The organism is Streptomyces coerulescens, from assembly GCF_042657965.1.
Taxonomy (GTDB): domain Bacteria; phylum Actinomycetota; class Actinomycetes; order Streptomycetales; family Streptomycetaceae; genus Streptomyces; species Streptomyces coerulescens.
The window spans coordinates 266,140-281,278 of the sequence record NZ_JBHSKM010000025.1; the positions used below are offsets into that span (position 1 = coordinate 266,140).

Genomic DNA, 15,139 nt, shown 5'->3' on the forward strand with positions numbered 1-15,139 from the left:
TCTGGGTCGGTCGGGCGGGTGCGGCTCGGTCAGGCGAGTACGGCGCGGGAGTCGAGGGCCAGGACGCCGTCGGGCCGTACGAGAAGGGGGTTGACCTCGATCTCGGCGATCTCGGGGTGGGCGGCGGCGAAGGCCGTGATCGTCTCGACGGCCCGCGCCGCGGCCTCGACGTCGACGGGCGGTCGTCCGCGCACCCCGTCGAGCAGGGCGGCGGTGCGCAGTCCGCGCAGCAGGTGCAGGGCGCGGTCGGCGGGCACGGGGGCGAGGGTGAAGGCGATGTCGTGCAGTGCCTCCGCGAGCACCCCGCCGAGGCCGACCATGGCGACCGGGCCGAAGCGCGGGTCGCGGTTGACGCCGACGATCAGCTCGATGCCGTCGGTGAGGTCGGCCATCGCCTCCACGGAGTAGGCGGGGGCGCCGAGCCGGGTGTGCATCTCCCGGAAGGCGGCGACCAGTTCGTCGCGGCCGGCCAGGCCCAGGGCCACTCCCCCGGCGTCGGACTTGTGGAGCAGGTGCAGGGCCTTGAGGACGTACGGGCCGCTGAACTCCCTTGTCGCCGCGAGCAGTTCGGTCACGTCGTGGATCTCGCGGGCGGCGGGGAAGGCGAGTCCGGCCGCCTCGAGGGCTCTGCGGGTCTCCAGATAGCCGGTCTCCCGCAGCGGGGCGGCGGGGCTGGGCAGCGGTGTCACACCGGTGCGGGACACGCCGGGTGCGGTGGCGGCGAGTGCGCGGGCGGCGTCCTCGGTGGCGCCGAAGACGGGCACACCGGCTGCGGCGAGCGTGCGGCAGCTGGGCGAGTCGGGGTACATCGACTGCACGACCAGGGGTTTGGCGGTGGCGCGGTGCCGGGCGGCGATGAGGCGGGCGGCGGCCCGTTCCCCCTCCGCGAGCGCCGTGCCGCCTCCGCCGAGTCCGCTCTCGGCGGCCGCGTAACCGCCGAAGTAGCCGGTCATCAGCACCGCGTCGACCTCCTCGGCCGCGAGCAGCGCGTCGACGGTCTCCGCGTACGAGCCGGGGTCCTGCTCGCCCATCCCGGCGAGGTCCACCGGGTTGGCGACGGCCGACTGCTCCCACAGCGCCTCACGCAGTCGCTCCCGCGTGGGCTCCCGCAGTTCGGGCACGGTCAGCCCGGCGGTCTCGACGGCGTCGGCGGCGATGACACCGTGCCCGCCGCCGTCCGTGAGGACGGCGACCCGGCGGCCTGTGGTCCGGCGTCCGCCGTGCGACGCGGCGAGGACGACGGTGAGTTCGCGCGGGGTGGCGACCAGTTCCACCCCGGCGTCCCGGCAGGCTGCGGCAACCACGTCGGCGGAGGTGGTCAGCGCCCCGGTGTGCGACTGGGCGCTGCGCGCGGAGGCGTCCCCGCGGCCGGCGGTCAGCAGCACCACCGGTTTCCCGGCGTCGGCGGCCGCCTCGGCGAAGGCGCGCCCGTCGCCGAAGTCCTCGGCATACACCGCGATGGCGCGGGTGCCCTCGTGCCGGGCGCAGTCGGCGAGCAGGTCGACGAGGGTGACGTCGGCCTGGTTGCCGAGGGAGACGAACCGGGAGAAGCCGAGGCCGTGCGGGCGGAAGCGGAGCTGGAGTTCGAGGGCGAGGTTGCCGCTCTGGCTCAGCAGCGCGACGCCGCCGGGTGTGAAGGTGTCGGAGGCCAGGAACAGGTCGGTGGTGTTGTCGGCCAGGCCGAGGCAGTTGGGGCCGACCATCACCGCTCCGGCGGCGCGCACCCGTTCGGCGACGGCCTCCTGCCTGGCGCGTCCGGCGTCGCCGGTCTCGGCGAAGCCCGCGGTGATCGCGACGATCGCCCGGGCCCCGCACCGCAGTGCCTCGTCGACGGCGTCCTCGAACCCGGCGGCGGGCACGGAGACCACCGCCAGGTCGACGGGCTCGCCGACCGCGCTCAGGCTGGTCGCGGCGGTGCGGCCGAGGACGGTGCCGCCGCGCCGGTTGATCAGGTGGACGGGCCGGCGGCCGTTCGCGCGGATGGCCTGGGCGGCTATGGCGTGGCCGTACTTGGCTGGGTCGTCGCTGGCTCCGACCACGGCGACGGATACGGGGTCGAAGAGGGCGGAGAGGTCGCGTCCCATGTCACTTCACCAGCCGCAGCGCGGAGTTGGGGCAGGCGGCGACGGCGGCCTCGGCGGCGTCCTCCGCGCCCGGGGGCACCTCGGTCGCGCGCACCTGCGCATAGCCCCATTCGTCGAGGTCGATCAGCTCGGGTGCGGGTTCCTGGCAGAGGCCGTAGCCCTGGCAGCGGGTGGAGTCCAGCAGCAGTTTCATGGTGCGGTCCTTTCGGCGCGGCTCGGCGCGGTGAGGGCTGGGGGTGGGGAGGCGCCCGGAGGGATCCGGGTGCGGCTCACGGCACCGGCACGGTGAAGCGGCGCCCGTCCTCGGGTGCCGGGCCCGCGCAGCCGGGGCAGGCGGAGCGGCCGTGGGCGTCGACCAGGTCGGGGAACCGGTCGAGGAGGGTGGCGACGACGCGGGCGGCGGCGTCGAGCAGTCCGCAGGCGCCGCGGCCGGGCAGTTGCTGCGACCAGCGGTGGAGCTTGGCGACCGTGTCGAAGTTCGCCTCCCCGTGGGCGACGGCCTGGAGTGCCTTGGCCATCGCCCCGGTCCCGGAGAGGCACACCCCGCACTGCCGGGCGCTCTGCGCCCCGAGGTAGGCGGCGCCCTCGACGGCCACGGCGACCGGGCAGTCCTCCGGGTGCAGGAAGTGCAGCGCACCGCAGCCGAGGGCTCCGCCCGCCGCTTTCAGGCTGTCGTGGTCGAGCGGCAGGTCGGACCAGCCCTCGCCGTGCAGCCCGCCGAACATGCCGCCCAGCAGGACCGCCTCGGCCCTGCCGTGCCCGCACACATCGGCGAGGACCTTGAGATGGGTGCCGGCGGGCGCCTCCACGAGCGCGGCACCACCGGCACCGCCGGAGAGGGTCACCAGATGGCTCGCGGCGACGGCGTCCGCCTCATCGGGGCGCGAGTACATCAAGGCGATGCGGGCCAGGGTCTCCACGTTGGCGAGCAGGGTGGGCGCGCCGCCGACACCGCTCTCGAACGGGCGCGGGGGTTTGGCGGTGGGAAGCGCCGGGCCGCCGTCGATGCGCCGTACGACGGCGCTCTCCTCCCCCGCGACGTAGGTGTGCTCCGTCCGCACGACGTCGATGCGCAGCTCCGGGGAGCTTTGAGCCAGCGCCCCGCGTACGGTCCGCTCGGCATCGGCGTCCGAGAGGTACACGAACCCGCGCTCGGCGCCGGTCATGGCCGCAGCCAGCCGCAGACCGTCGAGCACGGCGTGCGGACGGTGCCGCAGCAGCCAGCGGTCCTTCACGGACCCCGGCTCGCCTTCCTCCCCGTTGGCGACGACGACGCGCGGGCCGGGGGCGTCGCGGACGGCACGGAGTTTGACGGCGGCGGGGAAACCGGCCCCGCCCCGGCCGCGCAGCCCCGCGGCGGCGATCCGGTCGAGCAGTCGGTCGGGCGCGACCAGCGGTGCGTAGCCGCCCGCGGCGAGGTATCCGTCGATGCCCTCGCCGCCGGCGTCGGGCGGTGCGTCGAGGAGGCCGGCCCGTCCTTCGGGGAGGAGGGAGAACACGCCGGTCATATGGTGCTCCAGGGCTCGGAAGGGCCGACGAGTGCGGGTTCGGGGCGCGCCCTGAGCCGCGCCAGCGCACGTTCCAGATCGCGCCGCTGGAGAGCGGTGCGGTCGTAGCCCGCTCCGGGCAGGCCGATCAGCATGCGGTGGTGGTCGAGGACGACCTCGCCGGCGAGCAGGGCCGCTCGCGGGTCGGTGGTCCCAGCTCCCGCCGCCTGCACGACCAGGTCGGTGACCTCGCGCAGATAGCGCAGCCAGCCGCGCTGGGTGCCGCGCAGCACCAGCCGCTCGACGCGGTGCCGCTCGGCGGTGACGAGGGCCGACGGCGACCGGCCGGCCGCCGTGGACCGCAGGGCGGCCACCGCTGCGGGCAGCTCCTGTTCGGGCTCCGGCGTGAGGCCGAGCCAGACGAGACTGCGGCGAGCGCTCATGCGTGCCTCCGGGTTCGCTCCGCCTCCGCGTGGTCCGGGGGCGGGGGTGGCGCGGCCATGACGTGGGATGGGGATGCTCCGCCGCCGTGACGTGAGGGACGGGGAGCCGGGGTGGGTGTCCGGATCCGGACCCCCGACGTGGCGCGGACCTGTGGCCCGCGGGCTTACGGAGTGCGCCTGGGGATCCGTCTGCGGGCCAGGGCCATCCGACTACCCAGGAGACTAACTAACTAATTAGTCAGCCCACAAGTCTTGACTTGCCACCACTCCGCCCCCACTCTGACTAACCAATCAGTCAGCCGGATCGCGGCAGGTCCGGAAGTCGTACCTGCCCCCTGTCCCGGCCCATCCCTCACCGCCCATCGCCGCCGCAGCGGCGCGGAGGAGGACCCCATGAACCCCTCGACGACCCGGGCAGCGGAGACCGTCTCCCATGCCCCACCGCAGCCGCCCCCCGAGCATCCCGGGGAGGCCCTGCCGGCCCGCTACTACACAGATCCGGCCGTCGCACAGGCCGAGACCGACCGGATCTTCGCCAAGTCCTGGCAGCTCGTCTGCCACGAATCGGATCTCCCCGGCCCCGGCGCGCGGCTGGCCGCCACCGCCGCAGGCCGCGAAGTGCTGGTCGTCCGCACCGAGGACGGCACTCTCGCCGCCCATCTCAACGCGTGCCGGCACCGCGGGACCCGCCTGGTCACCGACCCCGAGCCGGCGGGCAAGGCGATCCGCTGCCCGTACCACGGCTGGACCTACAAGCTGGACGGACGCCTGGTCGGCGCGCCCGAGGCCCGCCGCATCCCCTGCCTGGACAAGCCCAAGCTCGGGCTGCACCCGGTCAACGTGGAGTCCTTCCTCGGCTTCGTCTTCGTCAACCTGGACATGGAGGCGACCCCGCTCGCCGAGAGCTGCGCCGGGCTCGCCGAGGCCGTCGGCCGCTACGCCGGGCCCGGCCTGATGCCGGTCGGCAAGCACCGCATCCACGACCTGAAGGGCGGCGAGGAGCAGAACGCCAACTGGAAGGTGATCGTCGACAACTATCTGGAGGGCTACCACGTCCCGGTCGCCCACCCGGCGCTCATGCGACTGCTCGACTACGCCGCGTACACGGTGGACGTACAGGAGAACTACGTCCTGTTCGAATCACCCCTGCGCGACAAGCCCTCCTCGAACTGGACCGAGCGGCTCTACCAGCGGCTCGCGACACCGATGCCGGGGCTCCTCGAGGCTGACCGGCGGGTATGGCGGTACGCCGTGATCTACCCGAACACTCTCATCGACTTCTACCCTGACCACGTGCTCGCGTGGACCGCCCTGCCCACCGCCCAGGACCGGGCGGCGATCCCGGGCGCCTTCTACACGAAGACCGGCGAGGGCCTGCGCACCCGGCTCGCCCGGCGGCTCAACATCCACATCGGCTGGGAGACCAACGACGAGGACGCCGAGCTGGTGGAGCGCGTGCAGGCCGGGATGCAGACCCCCGGATTCGAGCCTGGACCCCTCTCGCAGCGCGAAGCCGCCGTCGGCTGGTTCGCCCGCCGGGTCCGGCGGGACCTGGAGGGTGACGCACGGTGACGCCCCCGCAGACCTCCCCCGTGCGTTCCGCCGTACGTCCTTCCTCGGCCTCGGCCTTATCGCGCGCCCTCTGAGCCGCGCACGCACCCTCCCCAGACCGGTCATCACTACGGAATCAGGGCCTGAAGTGAGCCGACCAGCCGGTCCCGCCCTGGAGTTGTGCCGTTCCTCGACGGAGAGGACGCTTCATGTCCCCCGAGGTACCACCGCCGACCCGACGCGCCGTGCTGCGGGCGGGCGCCGGCGGCCTGCTGGCCGCCGCGGCCGGCGGCTGCGGGTTCATGCCCGCCCAGAAGCCCGACGCCGACCGGCTCGCCCCGGTCGATGCGCGCGTCGACGGCGATCTCGTCTACTTCAACTGGGCCGACTTCGTCGACCCGTCCGTGTTCAAGGGCTTCGAGAAGGAGTACGGCGTCAAGGTCATCCAGTCGAACTTCGACTCGATGGAAGGCATGGTCGCCAAGCTCAACGCGGGCAATCGCTACGACATCGTCTTTCCCACGGCCAAATGGGCCCAGCGGCTGGTCAGGGGCGGCCGGCTGCGCCGTATCGACCACTCCCGGCTCGACCACTCCCAGGCCATATTCGGGACGTACGACTACTTCGCGGACCCCTGGTACGACCCCGGTTCCGCGCACACCGTCCCCTTCACCGCGTACAAGACCGGCATCGGCTGGCGGCGCGACAAGATCGGTGAGCTCACCGACTCCTGGCGGGATCTGTGGAACGACCGGGCCCGCGGCAAGGTCTTCCTGCTGGACGACCGCGACGAGGTGCTCGGCATGGGTGCCCTCGCGCTCGGCCTCGACGTCAGCACCGGGGATCCCGGCGACCTCGACCGCATCACCTCCCTGCTGGGCAGCCTGCGGCCGCGGCTGCGCGGCTTCTCCAGCGACAGCTACAACAACCTCCTCAACGGCAACGCACTGATCCAGCAGGCGTGGAGCGGCGACATGGCCGCCATGCTCAACACGGCCGACGACCCCTCCGTGTTCGGGTTCCAGGCCCCCAAGGAGGGCACGCCGATCAACTCCGACTGCTACGCCATCCCCTGGAACGCCCCGCACCCCGGCACGGCGATGCTGTTCATCGACTACATGCTCCGACCGGAGAACGTGAAGAAGAACATCGAGTACATCGGCTACCCGATGCCGGTCGCGGGCACCGAGAAGACCTACGCCGACCTGGTCGAGCCCTTCCCCGAGTGTCTGGTCACCCAGGACGACCTGAAGGCCGACGTCTTCTTCCGCAACGGCGGCCGCGCGGCGGAGGACGCCCGCGATACCGCCTGGACCCATGTGAAGGCGGGCTGAGACATGGCACTGCTGCGCCCCTCGTCCCGCGCCCGCCGCCGGGACACCTCCGGCAACCGGATATGGCTCTGGTTCATGCTGCCGGGCACGCTGTGGATGACCGGCTTCCTGATCGCCTCGCTGGTCCTCGTCGCCGTTCTCGCGGTCGGCACCACCGACGAGCTCGGCAACCCGCGCTTCGGCTTCGACCTGGCCGGCGTGCGCGCCCTCGCCGACCCGGCCTACACCGAGGTCCTGGCGCGCTCCCTCGGCTACGCCCTGCTGACCTGCGTGATCTGTCTGCTGATCGCCTATCCGGTGGCGTACACGATCGCCCTGTACGGCGGCCGGTACAAGCACGCGCTGATCGCCGCGATCGTGGTGCCGTTCTTCGCCAACTACCTGGTGCGGATGTACGGGTGGTCGGTGGTCCTGTCCGACGACGGACCGGTGCTGCGCAGCCTGCGCGCGGTCGGCCTGGCCGACGAGGGCACGAAGATCCTCAACAGCGGCTTCGGCGTGGTCGCGGGACTGGTCTACGGCTTCGTCGTCTTCATGATCATCCCGCTCTACGCGGCGCTGGAACGCCTCGACGTCTCCCTCATCGAGGCCGGCCGCGATCTGTACGGCGGCCCGGTCCGCACGTTCTTCTTCGTCACCCTGCCCGCCACCCGGCAGGGCGCGGCGGCCGGACTCGTCCTGGTCTTCCTGCCCGCGATGGGTGACTTCGTCAGCGCACAGCTCATGGGAGGCCCGGACCAGATCATGATCGGCAACCTCATCCAGGACAAGTTCTTCCAGGGCCAGAACTGGCCGCTCGGCTCGGCGCTCACCATGCTGCTGATGCTGGTCCTGCTGATCGGGATGCTCGGCTACCTGCGGCGCACCCGCAAGGACGAGGCGGAGGCACTGCGATGACTCTGGTCAGCACCCCCTCCACCACCGCCCCGGCCGGCACGTCCGCCCCGACGCGAAAGCGCCGGCGCACCCATCGCAGGCCCCGTGTCCTCATCGCGGTCACCGGGCTGTTCTTCGCGCTGCTCTATCTGCCCATCGCGGTCGTGGCGCTCTTCTCCTTCAACTCCCAGAAGTCGCTGACCGTGTTCGACGGGTTCAGCCTGCGCTGGTACCGCGCCTTCGTGCACGACGACGTGCTCATCGCCTCCCTCGGCACCAGCCTGCGCATCTCCCTGGTGGCGATGGCCGGTTCGGTGCTCCTCGGAGTGGCGCTCGCCGTCGGCCTGGTCCGCTGCCGCACCCGGCTCGGCTCCCTGGCCGGACTGATCATGCTGGTCCCGCTGATCACGCCGGAGATCGTCACCGGCGTCGCCTCGATGCTGCTGTTCAAGGGCCTGGGCGTCCCCCTGTCCACCGGCACGGTGATGCTCGCCGAGATCACCTTCTCCATCTCCTACGTCACCGTCATCCTGCGCTCCCGGGTCGCCGCACTGAACCCGGAGGTGGAGGAGGCCGCGATGGATCTCGGCGCCACCCGCTGGCAGGCGGTGCGGCTGGTGACCCTGCCGGCGCTGCTGCCCGCCGTGCTGGCGAGTGCCGTACTGATCTTCGCGCTCGTCTTCGACGACTTCGTGCTCGCCTACTTCACCACCGGCGTCGACCCGCAGCCCCTGTCCGTGCGGATCTACTCGGCGATCCGCTTCGGGGTGCAGCCCACCATCAACGCGGTCGGCACGCTCATGCTCGCCGGGTCCATCGCCCTGATCGCCCTGGCCCTGTTCCTCCCGCGCCTCTTCGGCCGCCGCGGCGGCCTCGACATCCTCTCCGGAGAGTGATCCCCATGGACGCGACCCCCGCCGTCCGGCTCGACGGTGTCTCCAAGCAGTACGCGGACTCCTACGCCGTCCACCGTCTGGACCTCGACATCGAGGCCGGCCACTTCTTCTCCCTGCTGGGCCCCTCCGGCTGCGGCAAGACCACGACCCTGCGCATGATCGGCGGGTTCAGCGACCCCAGCGAGGGCGCGGTGCTGCTGGCCGGTGAGGACGTGACCGACCTGCCGCCGAACAGGCGCAACGTCAACACCGTCTTCCAGAGCTACGCCCTGTTCGACCATCTCGGCGTCGCCGACAACGTCGGCTTCGGCCTCAAGCGCAAGGGCGTCGCCAAGAACGAGATACGGCAGCGGGTCGGCGAGATGCTGGAGCTGGTGCAGCTCGCCGGCCTCGCCGACCGCAAGCCGCGCACCCTGTCCGGGGGCCAGCGCCAGCGCGTCGCCCTCGCCCGCGCGCTCGTCAACCGGCCCGCCGTACTGCTCCTCGACGAGCCGCTCGCCGCCCTCGACCTGAAGCTGCGCCGCCAGATGCAGGTGGAGCTGAAGCAGATCCAGCGCGAGGTCGGCATCACCTTCGTCTTCGTCACGCACGACCAGGACGAGGCGCTGACCATGTCCGACCGGATCGCGGTGATGAACGAGGGGCGCATCGAGCAGTGCGGCACCCCCGAGGACATCTACGAGCACCCCGGCACCGGCTTCGTGGCCTCCTTCATGGGCACCTCCAACCTGATGACCGGCACCTACCGGGACGGAGAGGTGGCCCTGGAGAAGGGGCCCGCCCTGCCCGTCGGCGCCCGCTCCGGCATCGCGGACGGCACCGCCGTCAGTGTGTCCGTGCGCCCCGAGAAGATCTGGCTGTCGGACTTCGAACCCGGCATGTCGATGCTGAGCGGCGTGCTCCGCGAGACCGTCTACAGCGGCCCGACCACGACCTATCTGATCGAGCTCGCCCCCGGCGTCACGTTGTCGGTGCTGGAGCAGAACACGGCCCGTGCCCGCATGGAGGACCGCTGGAGCGGTGGCGAGACGGTGGAGTTCGGATGGCGGCCCGAGCACTGCCTGGTCCTGGCCTGAGCGCCCCTGACGGAAGAAAGCGAAACCCATGCATCACGATGTGATCGTGCTCGGCGCCGGTCTCGCGGGCCTCTCCGCCGCCCGGGACCTGGCCGCCGCCGGCACCGACGTGCTCGTCCTGGAGGCCCGGGACCGCGTCGGCGGCCGGGTCGAGCAGACCCGCACACCCGACGGCCGTACCGTCCAGCTGGGCGGTGAAGTGGTCGGCCACGGGCACACCGCCTATCTCCGGCTCGCCAAGGAGCTGGGCCTGGCCCTGGTTCCCAGCTATGTCGAGGAGCCGGGCCGCATGACCCGCGCCACCCCGGAGGGACTCTCGGCCGGTGAACCGCCGCACTGGTTCGGCCCCGGTGACGCGGCCCTGCACGCGCGCCTGAGCAAGGAGTTCTCCGCCCTCGCCGCCACCGTCGACCCGGACGACCCCTGGTCGCATCCGGACGCGGCCGCCCTGGACCGGCTCTCCGTGGCCGACTGGCTGCGTTCCCAGGAGGCCGGAGCGGCGGTGGTGCGGCTGTGGGACATCGGCCAACTCGCCCTGGCGGGAGGCTCCTACGAGCGGATCTCGCTGCTCGCCGCGCTGCGCAAGAGCGCGGCGGTCCCCGGCTCGGGAACGGGCGACTACGACTACGAAGACTGGGAGGGGCTACGGCTCGCGGAGGGCTCGGCGACACTCGCCGAGGTCCTGGGCCGTGTGCTGGGCCCGCGCATCCGGCTCGGCTCGCCCGTCGCCGCGCTGGACATCCGCCCCGGTCGCTGCACGGTGCGCCTGGCCTCCGGCGAGGTCCTCACCGCCGGTGCCGTGGTCAGCGCCCTGCCCGTCGGCCCGCTGCGGGACGTCGCCGTCAGCGGGGTGAGCGAGGAGCGGCTCGCCTCCCTGCACCGGCAACGCCACGCCACGGCCGCGAAGTTCGCCGCCGTCTACGACCGTCCCTTCTGGCGGGAGGCCGGTCTGAACGGCCTGTCCGAGGCGGAGGGCGTGCTGGGCAGCACCTGGCCGCAGAACGAGGGCGTCCTGTCGGCGCTGATCCCGCCCGAGCGGTACGGCGTCCTGCTCGGCACCCCGCCCCAGCTGCGCACCCCCGAACTGCTCGCCGAGATGGCCGGCATGTTCGGCGACGAGGCACTGCGGCCGACCGCCTGCCATCTGCGGCTGTGGGGCACCGACCGGTGGACACAGGGCTATGTCACCCAGTGGCCGCCGGGCGAGGTCATGGCCGTCGGCCCCCTGCACGGCACCCATGAACCGCCGTTCTACGTCTGCGGCTCCGACCAGTGGGTCGCCGGATACATGGAGGGCGCCGTCCGCACCGGCCGCGCCGCCGCCGAGGAGGCGCTGCGCCGTGGCTGACACCGACCGTCTCAACCACATCGGCGGCAAGGAGGTGCCGGCCGCCTCCGGCGCCACCCTGCCGCTGATCGACCCGGCCACCGGCCTCACCCATGGGACGGCCCCGCTGTCCGGCCCGGAGGACGTGGACGCGGCCTGCCGGGCCGCCGAAGAGGCCTTCGAGAGCTGGTCGGCGACGACTCCGGGGCAGCGGCAGACGGCGCTCCTGCGGATCGCGGACGCCCTGGAGCGGGCGGCCGGCCCGGTCGCGGACGCCGAGGTGGCCGACACGGGCAAGCCGCGGGCCCTGTTCCTGGGCGACGAACTCCCCGCGATCGTGGATGTGTTGCGCTACTTCGCCGGAGCCGCCCGCAACCTGCCGGGCGCGGCCGCCGCCGAGTACACGCCGGGCCGTACCTCGGTGCTGCGGCGCGAGCCGGTCGGGGTCTGCGCCCAGATCACGCCGTGGAACTACCCGCTGATGATGGCCGTATGGAAGGTCGCGCCCGCGCTCGCCGCCGGAAACACGGTCGTTCTGAAGCCGTCCGACACCACGCCGTCGTCGGCCGTGCTCCTGGCCCGGCTGGCCGCCGAGCACCTGCCGCCCGGTGTGCTGAACGTGGTGTGCGGTGACCGTGACACCGGACGTGCTCTGGTCGGCCATCCGTATGTCCGGCTCGTGGCCGTGACAGGAAGCATCCGCGCGGGGCAGGAGATCGCCGCCGCGGCAGCCGCTGATCTGAAGCGGCTGCACCTCGAACTCGGCGGAAACGCACCGGTGTTGATCCATGCGGATGCCGATCTCGACGACGCCGTGGAGCAGTTGTCGGCCCTGTCCTTCTACAACGCGGGGCAGGACTGTACGGCCGCGACCAGGATCCTGGTCGACCGCCGGGTCCACGACACCTTCCTGGATCTCTTCGCCGACCGTGCCGCCCGGCGGCTGCCCGGCGCGCCGGACGACGAGCACGCCGACTTCGGCCCTCTCGCGAACGCCGCCCAACTGGCCGCTGTTCGTGGTCTGTTGGAGCGGCTTCCGGGTCACGCCGAGGTCGTCACCGGCGGCTCCGTGCCGGACCGGCCCGGCTATTTCCACCGGGCCACGGTGGTCGCCGGGGTGCGGCAGGGGGACGAGATCGTGCAGGGCGAGGTGTTCGGGCCGGTGGTCACCGTCCAGCCGTTCGCCGACGAGTCCGAGGCCGTCCGTATGGCCAACGACGTGCCCCAGGGGCTCGCCGCGAGCGTGTGGACCCGCGACCACGACCGCGCCATGCGCGCCACCCGTGCGCTGCGAACCGGAATCGTCTGGGTCAACGCCCACGGCACGACGGTGTCGGAGATGCCGCACGGCGGCGTACGCCACTCCGGCTACGGCAGCGATCTGTCCCTCACCGGCCTGCTCGACTACACCCAGGTCAAGCACGTCATGCTGTGACGGGGTGCCCGCCGACCGGTCGGCGGGCACCCGGCGGGCCGTCCTACAGCTTGGCGCCGAAGTTCTGCGTCCACCAGGGGCCGCCGGGGCCGTTGTGGATGCCGACGCCGATGTCCTTGAACGAGCAGTTGAGGATGTTGGCCTTGTGGCCGGGGCTGTTCATCCAGGAGTCCATCACGGCCGCCGGGGTCTGCTGGCCCATCGCGATGTTCTCGCCGTAGGTGGACCAGCGGTAGCCGGCCGCCGTGATGCGCTGACCGGGGTCGGCGCCGTCCGGGTTGGTGTGGTCGAAGAAGTCACGGGCGGCCATGTCCTCGGAGTGCCCCTGCGCCGACTTGTTCAGCAGGGAGTCCTCCGCGAGCGGACCGCAGCCGGCGTTGGCCCGCTCCTTGTTCACCAGCGCGACGACCTGTCCGACGGTGTCCGTCGGCGCCGACTGGGCCTGGGGTGCACTGGACGCGGTTCGCGTCGGCTTCGGGGTGGGGCGGGGAGTCGGCGTGGCCTTCTTGGTCGGTTTGGGTGATGTGGAGGGGGTCGCCTTCTTCGACGGCGAGGCGGACGGCGACGGGGACTTCGACGGCGACGCCGAGGTCTCCACGGGGCCGGACTCCGAGAGCTCCGGGACCGGGGCGCCCGCGGAGGCCGCGGCCGTCGCCTCTTCGGTCCCGGAGCCGGGATCCGAGTCGAAGTACCAGAACCCACCGCCCGCCACACAGGCCGCGACGACGGCACCTCCGACGGCGCGGCGCCGGTTCCGCCGACGGCGGCGGGCCTCCCCGCGGGAGACCGTCCGGCTGCGCGCGGCACGACGCCCGGCGCCGGCGTGTCCCCCCGACGGGCTCACCGCGGAGGCCGAGCCGACCGGGGCCATGCCGCCGGACGCGGACAGGACCCGGTCCAGCAGCGCGGGCGTCGCGGCGACCAACGCGAGGCCGGCCAGGAGCCCTTCGGCGGGCATCAACCCGCTCCACAGACCGGAACAACGCACACAACCCCGGGCATGCCGGGCTATTCGCTTGCGCCACAGCGCGGAGGGCCGGCCGTCCCAGGAGGCGAGCAGACCGTGCAGTTCCTCGCATCGCGGGCGCGCGTCCAGTGCCCGTACGACCACCCGGGCCGCCTCCAGTTGCGCCTTCATCCGCTGCACCCGGACCGCCGTGTGCTGCGGCGACAGCTCCAGGGCCGCCGCCACCTCGGTCCGGGTCAGCTCGCCTGCGCACTCCAGCCACCACAGCGACAGCAGGCCTCGGTCGTCGGGCTCCAGCCAGCGGGTGGCGCGTGCCGTCTCCTGGCGCTGGCCGGACAACTGGAGCTGCACCAGGGTCAGATCCACGAAGTCCGCACCCGGATCCGCCAGCTCCTCGGCCTCCTCCACGCCACCCGGGGCCGTCTGCCGGTCGTGCCAGTGCGCCCGGACCTGGTTCATGGCGATCGCCACGAGCCAGGAGCGGAAGCTCTCCGGAGTGCGCAGCCCGCCGAGCGCGTCGAGGGCGCGCAGCATGGTCTCCTGCACCACGTCGTCGACGTCGACCGAGCCGTTCAGAGCCCTCCCCACGACGTTGTAGACCAGCGGGAGGTATGCGCTGACCAGGGCGTCCTGAGCCTCCGGGTCGCCACTGCGGGCGGCCGTCACCAGTGCCGCGAGGTCCCTCGTGGGCTCTGTACTCATCAAAAAACTTCCCTGTCCTCGACGCCGAACGATGCTGTCCGATACCTGGGAGATCGCTCGGTGAACCGCGGATAACAGTTCTTCGCACGGTTCTTCGGACGCTTGTTCCACGAGAGCCTCACGAGGCTGGTGCGACGGCGCAATGGAGAACGTCACATCCGCGGGAAGTCGGCGCTGCGGAACGTCAGGATATGAGCTGAATGCCCTTTCCGCCCCCTCGAATTACTCCGGCCAGTCGGAGTTCTTGATGACCTCCACGAAGTCTCCGGGCACGAAGTCGGGCACGAAATGGCCCAGTACGTCCGCCTTGACGTTGCCGAAGGTCGTGTCGGGGCGGTCCTGGATGCCCTCGGTGAACGCGGCGAGGATCCGGTTCTTGAAGTCGGGGCGGGGGTGGGCCGCGACGACGGCGGCGCGCTGTTCGTCGGAGACGGCGTGGTAGCCGATGCCCAGGACGTCCAGTTCCACCCCACGCGTGACCAGTGCGACCTCGGGTGCCATGTGGAGGGGGATCTCCGGGGTGGTGTGCAGGGCGACGGCCGTCCAGACCCGGTCGGCCGGCTCGCCGGTGACGCCGTGGGCGTGCAGGAAGCGGCGGGCCTCGTCGGCGCCGTCGATCTCGAACCGCTGGTCGGTGCGCCGGTAGCGCTCGGTGAGGCCGAGGTCGTGGAACATCGCGCCCACATAGAGCAGTTCGGAGTCGAACCGGAGCCGCGCCCGGAGTCCGCGCAGCGACCCGAACAGGAAGACCCGCCGGGAGTGGTCGAACAGCAGTGGCTCGGCGACGTCCCGTACGAGCTCGGTGGCCTCCCGTGCCAGCGCGCTGTCCGGGATCCGTACGCCCGCGATCGTCTCCACCATGATGACGGCCTTCCTCTTCTCGCCCGACCGGTCCGCCCGGCCGGTGACCTCCTTCAATGTCGCCCGGTGGCCTATCCTGAGGCCATGTCCTTCCTGCCGC

Annotated in this window: 13 protein-coding genes; 7 read left to right on the plus strand and 6 right to left on the minus strand. The window is 72.2% G+C overall.

All coding sequences use genetic code 11. From position 1 onward, the window contains the following. Positions 1–29 precede the first annotated feature (29 nt). The 4 genes from ACFPQ9_RS33250 to ACFPQ9_RS33265 all read right to left on the minus strand — a co-directional run bounded on the left by ACFPQ9_RS33250 (position 30) and on the right by ACFPQ9_RS33265 (position 4,014). Positions 30–2,084, minus strand: a complete 2,055-nt coding sequence (locus ACFPQ9_RS33250; RefSeq protein ID WP_380861780.1) for an acetate--CoA ligase family protein — start codon at positions 2,082–2,084, stop codon at positions 30–32. A 1-nt stretch (position 2,085) separates the two neighbouring features. Beyond that, on the minus strand, positions 2,086–2,277 hold the full coding sequence (locus tag ACFPQ9_RS33255; RefSeq protein ID WP_380861782.1) for a ferredoxin: 192 nt from the start codon (positions 2,275–2,277) through the stop codon (positions 2,086–2,088). Between the two features lie 76 nt (positions 2,278–2,353). After that, a complete protein-coding gene (locus tag ACFPQ9_RS33260) occupies positions 2,354–3,592 on the minus strand; it encodes an NADH-ubiquinone oxidoreductase-F iron-sulfur binding region domain-containing protein (RefSeq protein ID WP_380861784.1) in 1,239 nt (412 codons plus the stop codon). Continuing rightward, a complete protein-coding gene (locus ACFPQ9_RS33265) occupies positions 3,589–4,014 on the minus strand; it encodes a hypothetical protein (RefSeq protein WP_380861786.1) in 426 nt (141 codons plus the stop codon). Before ACFPQ9_RS33265 ends, ACFPQ9_RS33260 begins: the two co-directional genes overlap by 4 nt. A gap of 393 nt (positions 4,015–4,407) precedes the next feature. Here ACFPQ9_RS33265 and ACFPQ9_RS33270 point away from each other — a divergent pair, with 393 nt between their 5' ends. The 7 genes from ACFPQ9_RS33270 to ACFPQ9_RS33300 all read left to right on the plus strand — a co-directional run bounded on the left by ACFPQ9_RS33270 (position 4,408) and on the right by ACFPQ9_RS33300 (position 12,509). After that, complete coding sequence (locus ACFPQ9_RS33270) at positions 4,408–5,586, plus strand: aromatic ring-hydroxylating oxygenase subunit alpha (RefSeq protein WP_380861788.1); 1,179 nt, start codon at positions 4,408–4,410, stop codon at positions 5,584–5,586. 188 nt (positions 5,587–5,774) lie between these two features. Then, positions 5,775–6,899, plus strand: coding sequence for a polyamine ABC transporter substrate-binding protein (locus tag ACFPQ9_RS33275; RefSeq protein ID WP_380861790.1), 1,125 nt, complete (start codon positions 5,775–5,777; stop codon positions 6,897–6,899). Between the two features lie 3 nt (positions 6,900–6,902). After that, a complete protein-coding gene (locus ACFPQ9_RS33280) occupies positions 6,903–7,796 on the plus strand; it encodes an ABC transporter permease (RefSeq protein WP_380861792.1) in 894 nt (297 codons plus the stop codon). After that, positions 7,793–8,671 carry an ABC transporter permease gene (locus tag ACFPQ9_RS33285; RefSeq protein ID WP_380861794.1) on the plus strand — a complete coding sequence of 293 codons (879 nt, stop codon included), beginning with the start codon at positions 7,793–7,795 and terminating at the stop codon, positions 8,669–8,671. Before ACFPQ9_RS33280 ends, ACFPQ9_RS33285 begins: the two co-directional genes overlap by 4 nt. 5 nt (positions 8,672–8,676) lie before the next feature. Continuing rightward, entirely contained in the window at positions 8,677–9,747 is a 1,071-nt protein-coding gene (locus tag ACFPQ9_RS33290) for an ABC transporter ATP-binding protein (protein WP_380861796.1), read from the plus strand. A 28-nt stretch (positions 9,748–9,775) separates the two neighbouring features. Further along, the gene (locus ACFPQ9_RS33295; RefSeq protein WP_380861798.1) at positions 9,776–11,095 is read left to right on the plus strand and encodes a flavin monoamine oxidase family protein; all 1,320 of its coding nucleotides are present in this window, start codon (positions 9,776–9,778) and stop codon (positions 11,093–11,095) included. Beyond that, positions 11,088–12,509, plus strand: coding sequence for an aminobutyraldehyde dehydrogenase (locus ACFPQ9_RS33300; RefSeq protein ID WP_380861800.1), 1,422 nt, complete (start codon positions 11,088–11,090; stop codon positions 12,507–12,509). The genes ACFPQ9_RS33295 and ACFPQ9_RS33300 overlap by 8 nt, the downstream gene beginning before the upstream one ends. Positions 12,510–12,552: 43 nt before the next feature. Here ACFPQ9_RS33300 and ACFPQ9_RS33305 read toward each other — a convergent pair whose 3' ends face one another. Then, the gene (locus tag ACFPQ9_RS33305; protein ID WP_380861802.1) at positions 12,553–14,178 is read right to left on the minus strand and encodes a sigma-70 family RNA polymerase sigma factor; all 1,626 of its coding nucleotides are present in this window, start codon (positions 14,176–14,178) and stop codon (positions 12,553–12,555) included. Positions 14,179–14,400: 222 nt separating this feature from the next. Beyond that, entirely contained in the window at positions 14,401–15,039 is a 639-nt protein-coding gene (locus ACFPQ9_RS33310) for an HD domain-containing protein (RefSeq protein WP_380861804.1), read from the minus strand. Positions 15,040–15,139: the final 100 nt, after the last annotated feature.